The organism is Glutamicibacter sp. MCAF14, assembly GCF_052114325.1.
Classification (GTDB): Bacteria; Actinomycetota; Actinomycetes; order Actinomycetales; family Micrococcaceae; genus Glutamicibacter; species Glutamicibacter arilaitensis.
In genome coordinates this window covers 334,497-352,174 of sequence record NZ_JBFREO010000002.1, presented here as the reverse complement: position 1 = coordinate 352,174, position 17,678 = coordinate 334,497, and the positions used below count along the sequence as shown (strand labels likewise).

The 17,678-nt window shown below is 58.6% G+C and carries 23 protein-coding genes; 11 read left to right on the top strand and 12 right to left on the bottom strand.

Going from position 1 to position 17,678, the window contains the following annotated elements; all coding sequences use genetic code 11:
- Together AB4Y71_RS04220 and AB4Y71_RS04215 are read left to right on the top strand one after the other, a co-directional pair.
- Positions 1 to 540, top strand: coding sequence for a DUF3090 domain-containing protein (locus AB4Y71_RS04220; RefSeq protein WP_013349566.1), 540 nt, complete (start codon positions 1 to 3; stop codon positions 538 to 540).
- Positions 537 to 1,304 carry an SCO1664 family protein gene (locus AB4Y71_RS04215; RefSeq protein ID WP_441718162.1) on the top strand — a complete coding sequence of 256 codons (768 nt, stop codon included), beginning with the start codon at positions 537 to 539 and terminating at the stop codon, positions 1,302 to 1,304. Before AB4Y71_RS04220 ends, AB4Y71_RS04215 begins: the two co-directional genes overlap by 4 nt.
- Positions 1,305 to 1,325: 21 nt before the next feature.
- On the opposite strand, the gene AB4Y71_RS04210 is transcribed toward AB4Y71_RS04215, so the two are convergent.
- Positions 1,326 to 1,955, bottom strand: coding sequence for a hypothetical protein (locus AB4Y71_RS04210; protein ID WP_441718160.1), 630 nt, complete (start codon positions 1,953 to 1,955; stop codon positions 1,326 to 1,328).
- A gap of 171 nt (positions 1,956 to 2,126) precedes the next feature.
- On the opposite strand from AB4Y71_RS04210, the gene AB4Y71_RS04205 reads away from it, so the two are divergent.
- The 4 genes from AB4Y71_RS04205 to AB4Y71_RS04190 all read left to right on the top strand — a co-directional run bounded on the left by AB4Y71_RS04205 (position 2,127) and on the right by AB4Y71_RS04190 (position 4,668).
- Complete coding sequence (locus AB4Y71_RS04205) at positions 2,127 to 2,822, top strand: SDR family NAD(P)-dependent oxidoreductase (protein WP_441718157.1); 696 nt, start codon at positions 2,127 to 2,129, stop codon at positions 2,820 to 2,822.
- A 95-nt stretch (positions 2,823 to 2,917) separates the two neighbouring features.
- Positions 2,918 to 3,757 (top strand): alpha/beta fold hydrolase, encoded by an 840-nt coding sequence (locus AB4Y71_RS04200; protein ID WP_441718154.1) that lies wholly within the window; start codon positions 2,918 to 2,920, stop codon positions 3,755 to 3,757.
- A 47-nt stretch (positions 3,758 to 3,804) separates the two neighbouring features.
- A complete protein-coding gene (locus AB4Y71_RS04195) occupies positions 3,805 to 4,191 on the top strand; it encodes a hypothetical protein (RefSeq protein ID WP_013349571.1) in 387 nt (128 codons plus the stop codon).
- A gap of 183 nt (positions 4,192 to 4,374) precedes the next feature.
- Positions 4,375 to 4,668: a DUF4287 domain-containing protein gene (locus AB4Y71_RS04190; RefSeq protein ID WP_013349572.1), complete on the top strand. Its 294-nt coding sequence runs from the start codon at positions 4,375 to 4,377 to the stop codon at positions 4,666 to 4,668.
- Positions 4,669 to 4,688: 20 nt separating this feature from the next.
- On the opposite strand, the gene AB4Y71_RS04185 is transcribed toward AB4Y71_RS04190, so the two are convergent.
- The 5 genes from AB4Y71_RS04185 to AB4Y71_RS04165 all read right to left on the bottom strand — a co-directional run bounded on the left by AB4Y71_RS04185 (position 4,689) and on the right by AB4Y71_RS04165 (position 8,256).
- Positions 4,689 to 4,922, bottom strand: coding sequence for a hypothetical protein (locus AB4Y71_RS04185; protein ID WP_441718151.1), 234 nt, complete (start codon positions 4,920 to 4,922; stop codon positions 4,689 to 4,691).
- Between the two features lie 176 nt (positions 4,923 to 5,098).
- Positions 5,099 to 5,377, bottom strand: coding sequence for a HigA family addiction module antitoxin (locus tag AB4Y71_RS04180; protein ID WP_441718148.1), 279 nt, complete (start codon positions 5,375 to 5,377; stop codon positions 5,099 to 5,101).
- Positions 5,378 to 5,481: 104 nt separating this feature from the next.
- Positions 5,482 to 5,709, bottom strand: coding sequence for a type II toxin-antitoxin system prevent-host-death family antitoxin (locus AB4Y71_RS04175; protein WP_441718501.1), 228 nt, complete (start codon positions 5,707 to 5,709; stop codon positions 5,482 to 5,484).
- 297 nt (positions 5,710 to 6,006) lie between these two features.
- Positions 6,007 to 7,092: a redox-regulated ATPase YchF gene (gene ychF / locus AB4Y71_RS04170; RefSeq protein ID WP_441718146.1), complete on the bottom strand. Its 1,086-nt coding sequence runs from the start codon at positions 7,090 to 7,092 to the stop codon at positions 6,007 to 6,009.
- 78 nt (positions 7,093 to 7,170) lie between these two features.
- Complete coding sequence (locus AB4Y71_RS04165) at positions 7,171 to 8,256, bottom strand: 4-hydroxy-3-methylbut-2-enyl diphosphate reductase (protein WP_441718143.1); 1,086 nt, start codon at positions 8,254 to 8,256, stop codon at positions 7,171 to 7,173.
- A 205-nt stretch (positions 8,257 to 8,461) separates the two neighbouring features.
- Here AB4Y71_RS04165 and xseA point away from each other — a divergent pair, with 205 nt between their 5' ends.
- On the top strand, positions 8,462 to 9,724 hold the full coding sequence (xseA, locus tag AB4Y71_RS04160) for an exodeoxyribonuclease VII large subunit (protein WP_102597380.1): 1,263 nt from the start codon (positions 8,462 to 8,464) through the stop codon (positions 9,722 to 9,724).
- A gap of 28 nt (positions 9,725 to 9,752) precedes the next feature.
- A complete protein-coding gene (locus AB4Y71_RS04155) occupies positions 9,753 to 9,983 on the top strand; it encodes an exodeoxyribonuclease VII small subunit (RefSeq protein ID WP_441718140.1) in 231 nt (76 codons plus the stop codon).
- A gap of 20 nt (positions 9,984 to 10,003) precedes the next feature.
- Here the strand turns inward: AB4Y71_RS04155 and AB4Y71_RS04150 are convergent, their stop codons facing one another.
- The 4 genes from AB4Y71_RS04150 to AB4Y71_RS04135 form a co-directional block, all read right to left on the bottom strand.
- On the bottom strand, positions 10,004 to 10,867 hold the full coding sequence (locus AB4Y71_RS04150) for a PPK2 family polyphosphate kinase (protein WP_441718137.1): 864 nt from the start codon (positions 10,865 to 10,867) through the stop codon (positions 10,004 to 10,006).
- Positions 10,868 to 11,148: 281 nt separating this feature from the next.
- Entirely contained in the window at positions 11,149 to 12,369 is a 1,221-nt protein-coding gene (locus tag AB4Y71_RS04145; protein WP_013349587.1) for a pyridoxal phosphate-dependent aminotransferase, read from the bottom strand.
- A 92-nt stretch (positions 12,370 to 12,461) separates the two neighbouring features.
- Positions 12,462 to 13,367: a hypothetical protein gene (locus AB4Y71_RS04140; protein WP_441718136.1), complete on the bottom strand. Its 906-nt coding sequence runs from the start codon at positions 13,365 to 13,367 to the stop codon at positions 12,462 to 12,464.
- Positions 13,368 to 13,407: 40 nt separating this feature from the next.
- The gene (locus AB4Y71_RS04135; protein WP_134779770.1) at positions 13,408 to 13,878 is read right to left on the bottom strand and encodes an NUDIX hydrolase; all 471 of its coding nucleotides are present in this window, start codon (positions 13,876 to 13,878) and stop codon (positions 13,408 to 13,410) included.
- 112 nt (positions 13,879 to 13,990) lie between these two features.
- On the opposite strand from AB4Y71_RS04135, the gene AB4Y71_RS04130 reads away from it, so the two are divergent.
- Positions 13,991 to 14,497, top strand: coding sequence for an Lrp/AsnC family transcriptional regulator (locus tag AB4Y71_RS04130; RefSeq protein WP_193058247.1), 507 nt, complete (start codon positions 13,991 to 13,993; stop codon positions 14,495 to 14,497).
- 72 nt (positions 14,498 to 14,569) lie between these two features.
- Here AB4Y71_RS04130 and AB4Y71_RS04125 read toward each other — a convergent pair whose 3' ends face one another.
- A complete protein-coding gene (locus AB4Y71_RS04125; protein ID WP_441718133.1) occupies positions 14,570 to 15,403 on the bottom strand; it encodes a hypothetical protein in 834 nt (277 codons plus the stop codon).
- Between the two features lie 180 nt (positions 15,404 to 15,583).
- Complete coding sequence (locus AB4Y71_RS04120) at positions 15,584 to 16,204, bottom strand: GNAT family N-acetyltransferase (protein WP_013349592.1); 621 nt, start codon at positions 16,202 to 16,204, stop codon at positions 15,584 to 15,586.
- A gap of 85 nt (positions 16,205 to 16,289) precedes the next feature.
- On the opposite strand from AB4Y71_RS04120, the gene AB4Y71_RS04115 reads away from it, so the two are divergent.
- A complete protein-coding gene (locus tag AB4Y71_RS04115) occupies positions 16,290 to 16,904 on the top strand; it encodes a 5-formyltetrahydrofolate cyclo-ligase (protein WP_013349593.1) in 615 nt (204 codons plus the stop codon).
- 61 nt (positions 16,905 to 16,965) lie between these two features.
- A complete protein-coding gene (locus tag AB4Y71_RS04110; protein WP_441718131.1) occupies positions 16,966 to 17,676 on the top strand; it encodes an RcpC/CpaB family pilus assembly protein in 711 nt (236 codons plus the stop codon).
- The last annotated feature ends 2 nt before the right edge of the window (positions 17,677 to 17,678 follow it).

Here is a 17,678-nt window from a genome sequence, read left to right as displayed (position 1 = left end):
ATGACAGCAACAGTCAACGAATTCAATTGGCCAGACCGCATTGTCATCGGCACCATCGGCGAGCCCGGTTCCCGCACCTTCTACCTCCAGGCCCGGGCTGGTTCCGAGCTGGCCAGCATCGCCTTGGAAAAGCAGCAGGCCGCAGTGGTCGCTGAGATGATCGATGAAATCCTTGATCAGCTCTCCACCGTCGAGGGCAATCCCTTCAGCGTTCCGGAGCACACCCCCGTGGAATTGGTGGATAACGAAGCGCTGGAAGAAGTCGATGAGTTATTCCGCGTCGGATCGATGAATCTGGGATGGGACGCCAGCGTGGCGCAAGTAGTGTTGGAAGCTTTCTCCTTGAATGAGGAAGACGAAGAGACCTACGACCCCGACGGCCCCGGTGCACTGATGCGGGTTCGCATGCCGGTAGGCACAGCACGCGCCTTCGCCATGCGCACCCACGAGATCGTCGCGGCAGGCAGGCCAATGTGCGCCAACTGCGGTTATCCGATTGATCCAGATGGACATACCTGCCAGGACGAGAACGGCCAATGAGCTCTTCGGATCTGCTCACCGCGCAGCTGGAACTGACCGGCCGCATCACCACCGCATCCAACGCCACGTTCCTGGGGAATATCGGCAACTCCAAGGTGGTGTACAAACCGATCGCCGGGGAACAGCCGCTGTGGGACTTCCCGCACGGTACCTTGGCCTCTCGGGAGATCGCGGCCTATCTAGTTTCCGAAGCCTTGGGATGGAATCTGGTGCCGCGCACCTGGTTGCGAGAAGGGCGGTTTGGCGAAGGCATGGTGCAGCTGTGGCAGGACACCGACCCAGCACAGCATCCGGTGGACATCGTCCCCACCAGCAGCCTGCCAGCCGCCGGCTTGCTGCGAGTCCTTGATGGGCAGGATGAAGCCGGACAGCAGATGAGCCTGGTGCATGAAGACACCCCTGCACTGCGGCGCATGGCAGTCTTTGATGCCTTGGTGAACAACGCGGACCGCAAAGGCGACCACGTTCTAGCCATGGCCGATGGCCATAGGTTCGGTGTGGACCATGGGCTGTGCTTCAACGAAGAGCACAAGCTGCGCACGGTGCTGTGGGGTTGGGTTGGGCAGTCCCTGTCCGAAGACGAGCTTGCTGGCATCACCCGAGTCATCGAAGCGCTGGAGGCAGAACTTGGCGCGGAGTTGGCGGAACTGCTGACCGCTGAGGAAATAGCGGCCTTTTCCCGTCGTTGCCAGTCGCTAGTGGATGATGCGCATTTCCCGGCGCCCCACGGTCAAATGCCGGCGGTGCCCTGGCCATTGTTCTAAGACCTTGGCCACGAGCTACCTTCAGCGAGCTGTGAAAAGGCTGCGCGCTGAGTTGATCAGCCACATGACTTCGCTGGTCTTCATCCCAGCGACGCCAGGTACGTAGATGTTCGGATGGTGGCGGTTCCATATCGAACCGGTGGCTGGGGAGACCCGTGGGCGCAGCTCGTACGCGAGCAGCTGATTGACGTTATGGTAGCCGGCGGCGGTCAATGGCATCACTGCCCTGCGGGTGTAGGAAGAATCGTGTTCGGCGCGCACCATCTGGTGCTCGGCCAGGCCGAAGTCCTGCCACGGGATGGGTCCCACCCCACGCAAGGTCAGTCCATTGGCGTCGAGGATTACTGGCAGAGACTCAACCTCGCGATACCGGTTGCGCACCCGATGCCAGTGCAGCACCAGTGATCCCATCGCGGTCAGCATGGCCAGGCACCCGAGAAAGCCGAAAACTGAACCTGCCGAGACTTCCATGCCGGTGAAAATGAGCACGGGAAAACCAACAAAGACTCCCACTGCAAGCAAGCCGATCAACCCAAGCAGGACCATGACCAGCGATTTCGATGCTTTGGACCAGCTCGCCGGTTCGCCTGCCAAGCAGATGCGTCCGGTGGCTTGCAAGGTATCCCACGCTTGGCTTGGACCTGTTTGCACGCGAACAACTTCTCCTGGGGCTTTGTCGCGGATGCTGTCCGCAGTATTCCAACTAATAATCTATACGATTGCCATTTTACCAACCAACACAAGTTCAGGAATAACGGCCAGTGCATCAACGTTGTTACCGGATAGTAGGCAAATTACTTTTCCGGAACAGGAGATCCACGCATGAGCACACTGGTGATCGTAGGAGCAGGCCCAGGACTAGGCCTCAGCCTTGCTGAGAAATTCGGCAGGAAGAACTTCGATGTAGCCTTGATTGCCAGAAATCAGGACAATCTCGATGCCCTGCAGAAATCACTTTCCGAACTCAACATCAAAAGCTCCGGCTTCGCTGCCGATGTCACCGACGAGCAGCAACTAGATAAGGCCTTTACCCAGATTCGCGAGGCCTTCGGGCAGATCCACGTCTTGATCTACAATGCCGCTGTCATCGCACCGGTATCCGCCGTCGACACCACCGCCGAGATGGCCAACCAGCACCTGCAGGTGAACATCATCGGCGGCATCGCCAGCGCACAGCAGGTCATCCCTCAGATGGTTGAGCGCAAGGACGGAGCCATTTTCTTCACCAGCGGTGGAGCGAGCGAACTGACTGCCACGCCAATCTTGACGACCTTGAGCATCGGCAAGTCGGGGCTGCGCGCCTACGCCCACTGCCTGCATGAAGAGCTATCTGGCCATGGCGTGCATGTGGGGATGCTTTCCATTGCCGGAGTCATCGAAGAAGGAACTTACTTCTCCCCCGACAAGATCGCTGACGAATACATCGACATGTATGAGCAGCGCGATGGTGCAGAACGCTTCTATATCGATCCGTCACAGGATTCGGCAGCAGCGCTGAAGGAAACCTACAGCGAATAGCCTCAGCGCTCCCCTATTGCCAGCAAGCCGCAGGCTCTTGACCGACGTCCGCCAACAGGTCATTCTTGGAACCGGATAACTAAGGCGGGTCACTCATGAGTACAGTTGAAGTCAACGGTGTCGTTTTCGGAATCAATTCCTTCGGCAACGAGGAAGATCCATTGGTCTTGCTCATCGGAGGCACCACGATGCTCTCGTGGCCTGATGCATTCTGCGAAGCTCTGGCCGCGGGAGGACGCCATGCCGTGCGCTATGATCTGCGGGATTCTGGCGATTCAACGGCAGGGAACCCCATGAAGCCCGCCTATGATCTGCGTGATCTGGCTGCCGATACCGCTACGCTGGCTGCTCATTTGGACGATCGACCGGCGCATCTGGCAGGAATCGGTGTCAGCGGAATGGTCGCGCAGGTGGCGGCGTTGGATCATCCCGGCTCTTTTGACGCGCTGACATTGGTTGGGACCCGTCCGGTGGCACCCGGACCGGTGGATGACGACTTGCCCGATCACGATCAGGCAACCATGGGCAAGCTGTTTTCCCGGCCGATGCCCGATTGGATGGACCGCGAAGCCGTGGCCCGGCACTCAGCCGAAGGTTCGCAGATTCTTGGCAATGACCACCAAACTGCCAAGGTCCTTGCTGGTCGAATCTGGGACCGCACGGCGGGCTCCACGCCGGAAGTGCACATGGCAAACCAAATCGGAATCGTCTTCTCCAAGCTGGACTGCACTCCGCGCTGGCGCGAGCGGCTGCCCGAGCTGGAAATGCCAACCCTGGTGATCCACGGTGCGAAAGATCCGTTCTTCCCCGTAGGCAATGGCGAAGCCTTGGTGCGGGAAATTCCGAATGCTTCCCTGCTCGTTTTGGAGAACGCTTCGACCGTCATTCCGCCGTCCGACTTCGGTGAAGTTGCGGCCGCAATGCTGCAGCTCTAGGGATGCTTGCATCCAGTTCCTTGTCACGTCTGGTATAGGCTGTTCCCATGGATAGCCGACCGGTCCGAGACAAGGGCGACGAATTCCGTCCTGACGAGCTGGAGCTCCTGGCTTTGCTGTGCAGCGGCAGCGACGATGAATCGGCAAAGGCGCGCCAGCAATTGAAGTATGCCCGTTGGGGCGGTTACCAATTCGACGACTGCGATTGCTTTTGCATCTCTTTTCCCAGCAAGCGAGATTGCGAAAGCGTCCGCCACGCTGGCGGGCCATTCTCCACCGCTGCTGTTTCCAAGGATGGCACGGTCCTTGGGCTTCTGGATCTGTGGCTGCTCGACGGCTACCTCCACTCAGTCGAATACATGCCGTTTGAAGACGACCCGGGACACCTTCCAACCACCCGGGACTACACACTGGAATTCAGCGGCCGGAACTAGTTCCACGCTCTGGCCACCGACAGGTCTTATCTGTTCTTAGACGCACGTCTTGACTTGCCTATCGGCCACCTCATCCAGCCTAGGCGTTGCAAGCCTGGCGCTCTGCGATCATTTCCCCTATGCGCAGCGGGCGAACAGGACTAGGATTCTGGGCAAGCTTCCGTGCATTCGAAAGGTTTAGCCATGTCTTTCCAAGCTTATTTGGACACGATAGAAAAGAAGACCGGGCTCACGCCCCGCCAGCTGCTGGAGATTGCCCGCGAAAAAGGACTTGGCCAAGAAGGTGTCAAAGCAGCGGAGATCTTGGATTGGCTCAAGGAGGACTACCAACTGGGCCGGGGCCACGGCATGGCGCTGGTCCATGTCATCCAGAAGGGACCGAACATCTCCAGCAAACACGTCGGATCCGGCGGCATGCACAATGACGACTCAGCTGTTCTGTGGCTGGACGGCATCGCTACCAAGCCTTCGAACTGAATTTGCCAAAGGAAAAGCTGCTAGAGCTCCTGCTCGCCTGCCTCGGTCTGCGCGTCTTTTCGCTGGTCTCGTACTGCACTGGTAGCGGCCGTAGCTAGAGCAATCGCCAACGCGATCCAGAAGCTATCGAGTGCTTCGATCAGGGTTCTGCCTGAAATCAGGCAATAAGCTGCAATGAATAGGGCCAATCCCGCAATCGAGACCCCAAGATAAACCGCGATGCGCCGCCAGGTGGTTTTGCTGAGTCTTCTCATTTATTCCTATTCGATTCATGTCCCAGCCTGCAGTTCACCATTCATACATCTGCCGGCAGTTGCTGCGAGGCATCGGAAATAATCATTGACATTTCCGAGCGTCAGCGCGCTATGCGCGACGACTGCGATCGACAGATGAGTCACGCGACCTGTGGCGGGGTGATAGCCGCGATTTGCTAGGCCACTCGATCCTCTGCGAGCTCCAACTCGTAGTGCGACTGCAGGTTCAACCAGAACTGCGGGTCAATACCGAAATAGCGACCTAGACGAAGCGCAGTGTCGGCCGTGATCGCACGTTTTCCATGGACGATCTCGTTGATGCGCCGCGGCGGCACACCAATCGACACTGCCAATTTGTTCTGAGTGATTCCGAAGCCATTGATAAAGTCCTCCATCAGGACTTCGCCCGGGTGAATGGGAGCCCACTTCTCAGTGATAGTCGACGAGTTCGACATCTTCAGCACATCCTTCAGTCGTGCATCAATTTGCGGGTGAAGCCCACGAAAGGTCCTATCAGCTCCAGCGCGATCGTGATCCTGTACGTCTTCTCAGTTTGAGGCTAGAGCCCGATCTTTTCCATTAAGTCTTCAAAAGGACTTTGGGGCTCTTTGCGAGCATCCGCAGCGGCGCGGACGTCGGCTTGGTCTTCCAAAGCCTGCAGGGCACGGTCATAGAACTCTGGTGATACAACGACAGCGCGACGACCTGCGCCACGCGAAGAGATTTCGATAGGCTCTCGCTGCGCGGCCGCAATATAGTCGCTCTGTTGGTTTCGGAATTGGGACAAGGTTACGGAGACCGTGAATCGATTGTACGACTTGTTCAAGTCCTACCTGAAGGGATCAACAAGATAGCATCGCTGCTGTGCATGATCCGGAACATGATCGATTGACCGCGATAACCAGCGACGCGCTCTGGGTCCCATTCGTTCAGTTCGGTATCTGCCAGAGGCCACACGAGCCGTGCAACATCCGTTTCTGCCATATATCTCGGCAGTCCTTCTTAATACGCGGAAGGCCCTCGCGCGCATGTAAAAACGCCCCCGGTTTCCATAAGAAACCGAGGGCGCCAAAGCTAATCAGGATTAGACGTTGAAGCGGAACTCCACGACGTCGCCGTCCTTCATGATGTAGTCCTTGCCTTCAATGCGGGCCTTGCCCGCAGACTTGGCGTTAGCCACCGAACCGGCGGCAACGAGGTCTTCAAAGCCGATGACCTCGGCCTTGATGAAGCCACGCTGGAAGTCGGTGTGGATTACGCCGGCCGCCTCAGGCGCGGTGGCACCCTTTCGAACGGTCCAGGCACGCGATTCCTTCGGGCCAGCGGTCAGGTAGGTCTGCAGGCCCAGGGTGTCGAAGCCGACGCGGGCCAGCTTGTCCAAGCCGGACTCTTCGATGCCGGCGTCTTCCATCATTTCCTCGGCTTCGTCCTCTTCCAGCTCGGCGAGCTCGGATTCGAACTGGGCGTCCAGGAAGATCGCCTCGGCTGGAGCAACCAGCGCGGAGAGCTTGGCCTGCATCTCGGCATCGGCCAGACCAGCCTCATCGGTGTTGAACACGTAGATGAATGGCTTGGTGGTCATCAGCTGCATCGGCGCCAGCTCTTCAAGGTCAACACCCTTGGTCTTCGCCGCGGCGAACAGGGTGATGCCCTCTTCGAGGATCTTCTGCGCTGCCAGCACTGCATCCAGGAAGGACTTCTCGATCTTCTTGGTGCGCAGTTCCTTCTCCAGGCGAGGCAGCTGGTTCTCGATGGTCTGCAGGTCAGCCAGGATCAGTTCGGTGGCGATGGTCTCGATGTCCGAAGCAGGGTCCACCTTGCCGTTCACGTGGATCACGTCATCGTTCACGAACGCACGGGTTACCTGGCAGATCGCATCCGCTTCGCGGATGGTGGCCAGGAACTTGTTGCCCAGGCCTTCACCTTCCGAAGCACCCTTGACGATGCCGGCGATATCCACGAAGGACACGGTCGCTGGCAAGATGCGCTCGGAACCGAAGATTCCGGCGAGCACCTTCAGGCGCGAGTCAGGCAACGGCACGACACCCACGTTAGGTTCAATGGTTGCGAACGGGTAGTTGGCTGCCAGCACCTGGGCACGGGTCAGCGCGTTGAACATGGTGGACTTGCCGACGTTGGGCAGTCCGACGATTCCGATAGTAAGAGCCACAGGAGGAAATTCTACCTTTTACTAGTGATGAGCGCGCAATGGTGTACTGGCGCTTGAATTCTTATTGACAGATCAGGGCTATGGGCGGGCGTGCCCACCCAGGGCACGTTCCTCGTCGCCAGCTTCCTTGAGCTTGCCGCGGATCTCCTTGGGCAGCGAGAAGATGATGTCTTCCTGCGCGGTGGTGACCTCGGAAACGTCGGTGAAGCCGTACTCTGCCAGCAGGGCTACCACTTCGCGGACCAGGACCTCTGGCACCGAAGCGCCGGAGGTCACGCCTACGGTGGAAACTCCCTCGAACCAGGCCTCGTCCACCTCGTTGGCGAAGTCCACGCGGTAGGAAGCCTTGGCACCGTGATCCAGTGCCACCTCGACCAGGCGCACCGAGTTCGAGGAGTTGGCCGAGCCAACCACGATTACCAGATCCGACTGCGGCGCGATGGTCTTGATCGCAGCCTGGCGGTTGGTGGTCGCGTAGCAGATGTCATCGCTTGGCGGATCCTGCAGGTTCGGGAAGCGCTTGCGCAGACGGCGCACGGTTTCCATGGTCTCGTCCACGCTTAGGGTGGTCTGCGAGAGCCAGATCAGCTTGTCCGGGTTCTTCACCTGGACGGTGTCGGCTTCTTCCGGGTTGTTCACGATGGTGGTGACTTCCGGGGCCTCGCCGTAGGTGCCTTCGACCTCTTCGTGACCTTCGTGGCCGATCAGCAGGATCTCATAGTCATTCTTGGCGAAGCGCACGGCTTCGCGGTGCACCTTGGTGACCAGCGGGCAGGTGGCATCGATGGTCTGCAGGTTGCGGTCCGCTGCGGACTGCACCACTGCCGGGGAGACGCCGTGGGCGGAGAAGACCACCAGTGCGCCTTCGGGCACTTCCTCGTTTTCCTCAACGAAGATCGCGCCGCGGGACTCCAGCTCGGAGACCACGTGCAGGTTGTGCACGATCTGCTTGCGCACATAGACCGGTGGGCCGTAGTGCTCCAGGGCCTTTTCAACAGCAACCACCGCACGGTCCACTCCTGCGCAGTAGCCGCGAGGAGCAGCAAGCAAAACCTTGCGCTCGATGACCGTCGGGGAGGCGGCAGCAATCTCGGCCGGGGTGCGCCGCACCCGCGGGATCCGAGGCATTGACAGCGAGACCGTAGTAGAAGTGGAAGTAGCCATACCTCTAGTCTACGAAGTGCATGCAAGTTAGCGCATGCTCATATGAGCTGAAGCACGCCCTATTCGCTGTGAGTTCTACCTCTGAGTAGGTTTCCTTGGAGCTGGAGCGAAGAAAAATACCTGATTCTGTCCGTTTGTTGGTGTAGCGTCACAAGTGCGCGAGATGCACAACGTCGCGTATCAACCAGCTTTTAAGGAGCGGCGAATGGATTCGAACTCCCCTGCCAGTTTGCCGGCGACCGCCGGGCAGACCACCGCGGATAATCCTTGGCCGTTGCGTTTGCTTTCCGAGAAGCTGAAAATCCACATTGAGAACTCACCCGTGGTTTGGGTCGAAGGCCAGCTGCTCGAAGCCAATGTGCGCAATGGGCATGCCTATCTCACCCTGCGCGATGTGGATGCGGATTTCTCCTTCTCGGTCACCATCTGGGCCTCGACCATGCGCAAGCTGGATTCCACCCCGCAGGTGGGCTCGCGGGTGGTTGCCCAGGTCAAACCGAGCTTCTACGCCAAGACCGGCAGATTGTCCTTGAATGCAAGCGACCTGCGTCCAGTTGGACTAGGCGAGCTTCTGGTACGCCTTGAACGCCTGCGCCAGGCGCTGGGGGCAGAAGGCCTCTTCTCCCCTGAGCACAAGCGCCCGTTGCCGGTTCTTCCCCATCGTATCGGCCTGATTACCGGACGTGATTCGGACGCCGAAAAGGACGTGTTGCGCAACGCGACGCTGCGCTGGCCGTCAGTGCAATTCAAGGTCATCAATACCGCAGTCCAGGGCATGGATGCAGCCAACCAAGTGATCGCCGCCTTGCAGAAGCTGGATGCCGATCCGGAAATCGATGTCATCGTCATCGCCCGCGGCGGTGGCGCCCTAGAGGATCTGCTGCCGTTTTCCAATGAAGATCTGGTGCGCGCGGTCTTTGCCGCCTCGACCCCGGTTGTCTCGGCTATTGGCCACGAGGCAGACCGCCCCATCTTGGATGACGTAGCTGATCTGCGTGCTTCTACACCGACCGACGCAGCCAAGCGAATCGTCCCGGATCTGAATGAAGAATTCGCTGGCCTGGAGATGGCGCGCAACCGGTTGGACCGCTCCATCAACAATTTGCTCCAGCGCGAGGCCCAGCTGCTCGCCTCGGTACGCGAACGCCCGGTGCTGTCCAATCCGCAGGTCATGGTCACGAGCCGTGCCGAAGATCTGGAACGCTGGAAGCAGCGTTCCACCGATTTGCTGCGACACCGGGTGATGCGCGCCAGTGACGAAATCAGTCATCTGAAGAATCAGATGCGTGCACTGTCTCCGCAGCAAACCTTGGACCGTGGATACTCGGTGACCCAGCTTGAAGACGGAAGCATTGTGCGAGAAGCCGCCCAAGCTCCAGCTGAGAGCAAGCTGTTCATCCGTGTGGCTTCCGGCCAGCTGGTTGCACAGACCCTTGAATCAATTCCCGCCGGCCAGAACGCCAACTAAGCACGCCCATCACTGACCTGGAGTAATCATGACTGCACAGATCCCTGAAGATATTGCCAAGCTTTCCTACGAGCAGGCTCGCGAAGAACTGCTGACCGTAGTGAACCAGCTGGAAACAGGTGGCGTGGCATTGGAAGCCTCGCTGGCCCTATGGGAACGCGGCGAAGTGCTGGCAGCTCACTGCGAGAACTGGCTCAACGGAGTCTCCCAGCGCCTGGAGCAGGCACGCGCCAATCACAACGAGGCCTCAGGCCAGTAGTCATTGCACTTGGCTGCGAGCTATTTCGCAGCCTCCAGCCGCGCTTTCTCTTTCACTACATCAAAAGTGGCCTCGGGCCACTCTGGAGCAATGCGTTCAAGGGTGGCCAGCAACAGTTCGGCAACGCACAACCGCGCCTTCCATTTCTGATCCGCCGGAACGATATTCCACGGTGCGCTCTGGTTGTCGGTACGGTTGATCGCGGTCTCATAGGCTGACTGGTAGCCGTCCCACAACAAACGGTCATCCACATCCCCGGGAGAGTATTTCCAATGCTTGTCGGTGCGTTCCAACCGCTCTGAGAGACGTTCGTACTGCTCTTCGCGGCTGATATGCAGCATCACCTTGATGGGGTGAATATTCTGCTCAATCAGCTGTTTTTCAAAGTCGACAATCTTCCCGTATCTGGATTCAATGACCTCTGGAGACGCGAAGCCCTTGACCTTGGCGACCAGCACATCTTCGTAGTGCGAGCGGTCAAAGACACCCACCAGTCCCCCGGCCGGCAATTCCTTGGTGATGCGCCAGAGGAAATCATGGGCGGCTTCTTCTTTATTCGGAGCTTTGAAAGCATGATGCTCCACGCCCTGCGGATCCAGCATGCCCAGCACGTGGCGGACAATGCCGCCCTTTCCGGCGGTATCCATTCCCTGCAATATCAGCAGGACCGCCGGGGCTTGGCCTCCGGAAACTGATGCGGCGAAAAGCTGTTCTTGCAGATCTGAAAGCAACGGCGCCAATTCTTCCAGGCGCTTCTCGGCCGCGTTCTTATCGCCGGGTGCGTCCTTGGGCCACCAGGCAGGGTTCTTGGTTGCCCTGTCAGAGAGTTTCAGCCCTGGCTCGGCACGCAGCGCTTGGATCAGGCTGGCAGGATAAGCGCTCATCAAAAACTCCTCAAGCGTTGTTCAAGGTCATGCTCTACGTAGTTGCCAGCCTACTGTCCCAGCTAACCCCTGAGAAGAGGGCTCGCACTGCTGCGCAGGAAGAATCGTACTTGTTGTTCCCTAAGGAATTCGCGTCTTCAGAACCACGGATCGTTATGGAGCTGTCTAGGTGGATCTCGGCCTGGTAGCACTCCAACACCGCTGGATTATTACTGGTCTTTCAACACAAAACCGGCCCGGAATCAACCTAATGATTCCGGGCCGGCAAAGCAGCGTGTGGCTTAGGCGCGGGCGCGCCAGTCCGCCAGGAACTGTCCAATGCGTCCTACCGCGTCGGTCAAGTCCCGCACATTGGGCAAGGTGACCAGACGGAAGTGGTCTGGACGGACCCAGTTGAAGGCGGTGCCCTGGGAAATCAGGATCTTCTGGGCCTTGAGCAGTTCCAACGCGAAGGTCTCGTCGTTGTGGATCGGGTAGACCTCGGGATCAAGCTTCGGGAACATGTACAGCGCGCCCTTGGCCTTTTGCACGCTCACGCCGGGAATGGCGGTCAACAGGTTGTAGGCAGCATCGCGCTGCTCCAGCAGGCGTCCGCCTGGCAGGATCAGGTCATTGATCGACTGGTAGCCGCCCAGAGCGGTCTGGATGGCGTGCTGGCCGGGAACATTGGCGCACAGGCGCATGTTGGTCAGCAGGTTGATGCCCTCGATGTAGTCCTTCGCCTGGTGCTTCGGGCCGGAGATGGCCATCCAGCCGGAGCGGAAGCCGCACACGCGGTAGGCCTTGGAGAGTCCCGAGAAGGTCAGGATCAGCACGTCATCGGCCAGTGATGCGGTGTTGATGTGCTCTGCATCTTCGTAGAGGATCTTTTCGTAGATCTCGTCGGAGAAGACAATCAGGTTGTGCTTGCGGGCAAGCTCCAGGATCCCTTCCAGAGTCTGCTTCGGGTACACCGCACCGGTGGGGTTGTTCGGGTTGATCAGTACGATGCCCTTGGTGCGATCGGTGATCTTGGCTGCCATATCCTCAAGATCTGGAAGCCAACCCTCTTCTTCGGTGTTCAGGTAATGCACCGGAGTGCCGCCAGCCAGCGACACCGAGGCGGTCCACAGCGGGTAGTCCGGGGCAGGGATCAGGATCTCGTCGCCGTTGTTCAGCAGGGCGTTCAGCGAGAGGGTGATCAGCTCGGACACGCCATTGCCCAGGTAAACGTCATCCACGCCAATGGTCTGGATGCCGCGGGTCTGGTAGTACTGCGAGACGGCGGTGCGTGCCGAGAGGATGCCGCGGGAGTCGGAATAGCCCTGGGCGTTTGGCAGGTTGCGAATCATGTCAACGAGCACCGCGTCTGGCGCCTCGAAGCCGAACGGCGCGGGATTGCCGATATTCAGCTTCAGGATGCGATGTCCTTCAGATTCCATGCGCTGGGCGTGCTCTAGCAGCGGGCCGCGGATGTCATAGAGGACGTTGTGCAGTTTCGTTGATTGTTTGAATTCTGCCATGATTACACTTTCTCACGTCAGGTGCGATCGACACACCTTATTACTCGGCCGCTATGGGCAACGGCCGAAATCTTGGGAGAGCCGGCTTCAGCCTACTCTTCGATGATCCATTCCCAGCGGGTTGCCGCTTCCGCTGGGCTCAGCGGATCTGCATTGCCAACCATGCGCTTGAGGTCCACCAGGGACTGCTGGGATAATTCTCCGGTGATCTTGTCCACGGCGGCACGAGCCTTGTCATCCACGTCGGCATCGGCCAGCACCATGTAGGGCTGGGCGTTGAAGAAGGCGGCGGTGCCCGGAACACTGTAGAAGCCTTCATCGGAGATCACCGGATCAGCTGAGCTGAGCACCACTGCGCTATCGACCGAGGTACGCAGCTTGGCTGCCAAGTCTTCCGGCTTTGATTCTGAGATCTGGGGCTTCTGGCAGCCAGCTTCCTCCAGCGATGCATGCAGGGTGGCCGCACTGGCTTCATCACTGATGAATTTGAGGTCTTCGCAGGCCGCAATCAGGGTTTCAAGCGAATCCACCTTGTGCAAGGTCGCCTGGGCCTGGCTCATGGCCAAGAGCATCCCGGCATCAGCCTCGCTCAGCGCCAGCGCAGTGACCTTCTGGTCCCCGTCATTGATGGCATCGCGCAGGTTCTTGGCTTCCTCGGCACTGAGCTTCTGGTCTTCACCGGTGATGGCAGCAGGATCTGCAGCCAATGACAGAGCCTTGCCTGCTTGGTCTGCTGCCAAATCGGCTTGTCCTTCAATGACCTGCGCGTACGGGTTGCCGGTGGGCTTGTTCAGCTTCACCTGGTGGCCCTCGGCCTTCAGCGCATTGGCATAGACCTGCGCCAGAGCCTGATCGGCTGGCTGCGAGCCGACTGCGATCTTCAAGGTGATCTCTTGGCTTGGCTCTGCGATGGGCGTTGCTTCCGTAGTGCAAGCAGACAAAGTGAGCATCAAGGTTGCGCTGAGCGCGCCAAGGGTAAGTGTGTTTCGCAAGTTCATGTCCCTATTGATTCTAGGGCAGTTCACTGGCGTTCTGCCGTTACTTGCCTGGTGCGGTCAGTCGCAAAATGCTCTCTACGCGCTCAATGCAGTTCAACTTGGCAATCTCTTCACGGGTGAACCAGGCAGCCTGGCTGGTAGAACCGTTGACCTCATGGCGCAGTTCTCCCCCGGTCAGTTTAGCCCGGTAGGTCACTGCCACGGTCTGCATGGGATGTCCTTCTCCGGAGTAGCGCTTGGAACCGGGAATGACTCCGGTGGTTACGTCCAAGAGCTTCAAATCATCCACCGCGTAGCCGGTCTCTTCATAGACCTCGCGGCGGGCGCCTTCTTCGATAGGCTCGCCCAGATCGATTCCGCCACCGGGCAAGGACCAGCGCGGGGTGAAGCGCGGATCCCGATGACGCATGTCCCAAAGCGTGAGCAGTACTTTTCCTTCATTTTCTACCAAGCAATAGGCTGCCAGCCTGGTATCGAAGGATTCACCGGTATGCTCTGAACGACGTGTCATATCCCCAATATATCGGTTTGTTCACCGTTTATTTGCTCGCACGCGAACGGCATAGCGCGATTTTTCTTCCAAAGATCCCACTGATGCTCTCCGAATATGATGAAATATTCTTATGGCCCAGCAATCAGAGCTTTCATCAAACGTCGATCTGGACGAAATCGATCGAATCATCATCGACGAATTAGTCTCCAATGCGCGCATCTCCAATGCCACGCTCGCCCAACGTGCAGGCATCGCACCGTCCACTGCCCTCTTGCGCACCCGTTCACTTGTCGAGCGCGGAATCCTCACCGGCTACCATGCCGAGGTTTCATTGGGCGCCGTTGGACGCACCGTGCAGGCCCTGATTTCGGTCAAGCTGCGTGCCCACGACCGCGAGAAGATCGATACCTTCGTGCAGCGCATTCCGCAGCTGCCAGAAGTATTGTCCATGTTCCACGTTTCCGGTGGCACGGACTACCTGCTGCATATCGCAGTTGGTTCCACCGACGCATTGCGCGACTGGGTGCTGGATAACCTGGCCACCGACGAGTCGGTAGGCCACACCGAAACCACCTTGGTCTTTGCACACCATCATGGCAACCGCGGCCCGCTGCCGTTCGATGACATGATCAGCTAATCGTGCTCCAAAAGACTTGTGGCCCGGATCCTTGAAAAGGATCCGGGCCACAAGTCTTTGTACGTGAAATTCTTATGCGCGGCGGCGCTGCATCACTGCATCCAGGTTCAAGCGAGGCTTGGTGCCTGCGGTAACCACGGGTTCTGCTTCTGGAGCAACGGTTGCAGCCGGAACGCTTTCCTTGGCTGCTGGGGCACTCTCGGAACGCTTGGCAGCAACCGATGCGACTGCTGCACGATCTTCGGCCGAAACCTCGGTGGCCAAGCGCTTGGCATCCTCCGAAGCCTTCAAGCTGATCTGCTTGCTAGGACGCAAAGGTTCCTGCACTGGCAGAGCCGGCTTGTGGTTGGTCTTGGCACCCTGCTCAGCAGCTGCCTGCGCGGTCTTGGCGATACGCTCGCTGGCTTCCACGTAGGTTGGCTTTGGCACGCGGGTTGGTTCCCAGGTGACTGGCTGCTTGACTCCGCCATGGCCGTGGGCCACGCGAAGTGCTTCGGCACGCAATTCTTCGGCAGTGATTGCCGGAGCACGGCGGGAAGAACCCGGACGAGCGTCGAAGACCTCATCATCTTCACGCTTGCGCGAGATGACCTGGTTGGCGGCGTCGTCAAAGGCCGGAGTCTGCAGTGCCTGCTGGCGGGTAGCTTCAAGATGCTCAAGCAGCTTGCGGTTACGGTCGCGTACAGCCAGGCCACGCAGGGTGGCGAAGGAAGCAACGGCAACGAGTGCAAATAGTCCAACGGTTCCGAAGGCCAAAGCAGTGAAGGGAGCCAGGACCAGGCCGACTACGGTTGCGATAACAGCCAAGGCGCCAACGAGCGCGACTGACAAACGGCCATAGCGCACACGAATCTTGAGTTTGGCCGCAGCGCTTTCCTGCGCAACGCTCTGTGACGTGCCAGCCATGTGGGTCCTCCATCACCGATTGGGTCGGTCAAATCCTTATGGAACTAAATACGGTTCCTTCGAATCAACACTATGCAACCTTGGCGACGGGCTCACGCACATCTCATGGCGTGTCCGCAAGTTTTCAATCCAGTTCTCTCATATCAGAGCTTGATTGATCGATTCGGGTCGGAATCAGCCTCAGTGTTCGTAGATGTGTTCGAGCATCGTAGTTTTCAGCTCTTCACGGTTCAAGGCAAAGGTCCGGTGGTCGCGCCACTGCCCATCGATGTGCAGATAGCCTTTGCGCAGTCCTTCATCACGGAAACCGAGCTTATCCACCACGCGCAGGCTCGCCGCATTCTCCGGCCGGATGTTGATTTCCAACCGATGCAGCTGCAACTGCTCGAAGCAATGATCGACAACCAGGGCGCAGGCCTCCGGCATCAGGCCGAACCCGGCATGGTTGCGGTCAATCCAGTAGCCAATCGACGCCGTCCGCGCAGCACCGTATTGCACCGAGGAAACAGAGACCTGCCCGATCAAGGGCGGCTGTGACTGGTGCAGCTGCGGAAGCGCCAGCGCCCACGAGTAGCCGCTGCCCTCGACTGCCGCTTCATCCTTGGCCTTGAGCATCTCCCGGAAGGTGATCGCCGCTGGCGGTCCCATAGGGCTGGTGGGATCCCACGGTTTCAGCCACTTGGAATTGGCGTAGCGCAGGTTGATCCACTCGGCTTCATCACGCGCGGCCAACTGGCGCAACAGCAATCGGTCCGAGACTAAATCCGGAACCAGATGCTTGGCCCGACGAGAGAAGAACATGTGCACATCGTATTACTTCCACGCGCTCAGTAGTGGCAACAGCGCAAGCCAGCAGCGTTTCGTTTCTATTGCGTAAGCTGTAGTCATGGACCTCACTGCTGATCAGAACCACAGCTGCGATAAGAAGAGCGCGCGTGCCGCTGTGCGCACCTGGCGCCGGAACCTCGACACGGATAAACGCGAGCAATTGGGCCAAGAGCTGGCACAGACGGTGATTGGCTACCTGAGCCAAAGCACCGGAGTCGTGCAGAAAGTTGCGGCCTACTGTTCGGCACCCGATGAGCCGTCCACAGAGCCGCTCCTAGCGGCTCTGATTTCTGAAGGCATTGAAGTGTATCTGCCGGTGTGCGAACCGGGCTACGCACTGTCGTGGGTTGAGTACTCCCCCGGCATGGAGTTCCAGCCAAGCACCATGGCCCCGGTCATGGAACCGGTAGGCGAAAAAGCAGGCACAGAACTTTTCGAACAGATCAATACACTGATCATGCCAGCACTATCCATTGATTCAAACGGCCTGCGCCTAGGCCAGGGCGGTGGCTACTATGACCGTTTCCTGCCACTGATTGCAGATGCGCCGGTACGCGTGGCCGCTGTGGTTTATGAACATGAATTCGTCGCTGCCGGCACCTTCGACGTTGATGCGCATGACCAGCCAGTAGATCTGGTGTTCACCCCGCAGCAGGTGCATCAGATCATCTGATTTACCCACAGTCCGTCGCCCAGCGATGATCTTGTCAAAGGCCTGGGGGTTGCATGGGGTCATGAGCTATTTTTCCAGGCCCCATGCCACTGCCCGTCCCCCGGTGATTCCCAAGCCGAAGATCAGGCCGGTACGCAATCGCAATGAGCTGCTGCGGCGATACCGCAAGCCACTGGCTATAGCCTGCGCCTTGATGGCTTTGGCCGGAATGCTCAATGTGTTTTCTTCCGGACAGCTGTCCCAACGTGAAGTCGTTGTGGCGATCAGCGATATTCCTGCTGGATCCCAAATAACTTCCAACCAGTTGGCGGTGCAAACCGTGCGGCTGGATCCTCAAGATGCTGAAGTCTTTGAAAGCCTAGAACCGGTGTCGGGGCAACGGGCCGCGGTAGCGCTTCCTGCCGGAACGGTCTTGCGCAGCTATTCCTTGGTGGGTCCGCAGCTGTTGGCTGGTTCACCGCAAGGCACAGTTGCTGTTCCCTTGCGGCTCAGCGATCCGGCAACTGTGACCTTGCTCCATCCCGGACAGCTGGTGGATATTGTGTTGACCACCGGCGATGGTTTTGAGAAGCAGATCAATTCGGAAACCATTGCCAAGGCTGTCCCGGTGCTCTGGGTTCCGGATAATGCCAGCACTTCTGAATTCGGCATGCTCAGCGGCACGAGGCAATCCGGTGAGGGAATTGTTGTGGTCGCGGCGGCCAGCAGCCTTTCTGATGACCTTGCCGGCGCGGTATCGCGAGGCAAGGTGTCAGCCGTCTTGGTGAATTAGCG

Excerpts from the sequence above, each read along its gene's own strand:
- AB4Y71_RS04115 (WP_013349593.1), top strand. The coding sequence starts at position 16,290 with ATGGACCTCACTGCTGATCAGAACCACAGCTGCGATAAGAAGAGCGCG.
- AB4Y71_RS04150 (WP_441718137.1), bottom strand. The coding sequence starts at position 10,867 with ATGAGCGCTTATCCTGCCAGCCTGATCCAAGCGCTGCGTGCCGAGCCA.
- AB4Y71_RS04165 (WP_441718143.1), bottom strand. The coding sequence starts at position 8,256 with ATGGCTACTTCCACTTCTACTACGGTCTCGCTGTCAATGCCTCGGATC.
- AB4Y71_RS04110 (WP_441718131.1), top strand. The coding sequence starts at position 16,966 with ATGAGCTATTTTTCCAGGCCCCATGCCACTGCCCGTCCCCCGGTGATT.
- xseA (WP_102597380.1), top strand. The coding sequence starts at position 8,462 with ATGGATTCGAACTCCCCTGCCAGTTTGCCGGCGACCGCCGGGCAGACC.
- AB4Y71_RS04215 (WP_441718162.1), top strand. The coding sequence starts at position 537 with ATGAGCTCTTCGGATCTGCTCACCGCGCAGCTGGAACTGACCGGCCGC.
- AB4Y71_RS04125 (WP_441718133.1), bottom strand. The coding sequence starts at position 15,403 with ATGGCTGGCACGTCACAGAGCGTTGCGCAGGAAAGCGCTGCGGCCAAA.
- AB4Y71_RS04135 (WP_134779770.1), bottom strand. The coding sequence starts at position 13,878 with ATGACACGTCGTTCAGAGCATACCGGTGAATCCTTCGATACCAGGCTG.
- AB4Y71_RS04180 (WP_441718148.1), bottom strand. The coding sequence starts at position 5,377 with ATGTCGAACTCGTCGACTATCACTGAGAAGTGGGCTCCCATTCACCCG.
- AB4Y71_RS04200 (WP_441718154.1), top strand. The coding sequence starts at position 2,918 with ATGAGTACAGTTGAAGTCAACGGTGTCGTTTTCGGAATCAATTCCTTC.
- AB4Y71_RS04185 (WP_441718151.1), bottom strand. The coding sequence starts at position 4,922 with ATGAGAAGACTCAGCAAAACCACCTGGCGGCGCATCGCGGTTTATCTT.
- AB4Y71_RS04195 (WP_013349571.1), top strand. The coding sequence starts at position 3,805 with ATGGATAGCCGACCGGTCCGAGACAAGGGCGACGAATTCCGTCCTGAC.
- AB4Y71_RS04120 (WP_013349592.1), bottom strand. The coding sequence starts at position 16,204 with ATGTTCTTCTCTCGTCGGGCCAAGCATCTGGTTCCGGATTTAGTCTCG.
- AB4Y71_RS04220 (WP_013349566.1), top strand. The coding sequence starts at position 1 with ATGACAGCAACAGTCAACGAATTCAATTGGCCAGACCGCATTGTCATC.
- AB4Y71_RS04145 (WP_013349587.1), bottom strand. The coding sequence starts at position 12,369 with ATGGCAGAATTCAAACAATCAACGAAACTGCACAACGTCCTCTATGAC.
- AB4Y71_RS04130 (WP_193058247.1), top strand. The coding sequence starts at position 13,991 with ATGGCCCAGCAATCAGAGCTTTCATCAAACGTCGATCTGGACGAAATC.
- AB4Y71_RS04205 (WP_441718157.1), top strand. The coding sequence starts at position 2,127 with ATGAGCACACTGGTGATCGTAGGAGCAGGCCCAGGACTAGGCCTCAGC.
- AB4Y71_RS04140 (WP_441718136.1), bottom strand. The coding sequence starts at position 13,367 with ATGAACTTGCGAAACACACTTACCCTTGGCGCGCTCAGCGCAACCTTG.
- AB4Y71_RS04155 (WP_441718140.1), top strand. The coding sequence starts at position 9,753 with ATGACTGCACAGATCCCTGAAGATATTGCCAAGCTTTCCTACGAGCAG.
- AB4Y71_RS04190 (WP_013349572.1), top strand. The coding sequence starts at position 4,375 with ATGTCTTTCCAAGCTTATTTGGACACGATAGAAAAGAAGACCGGGCTC.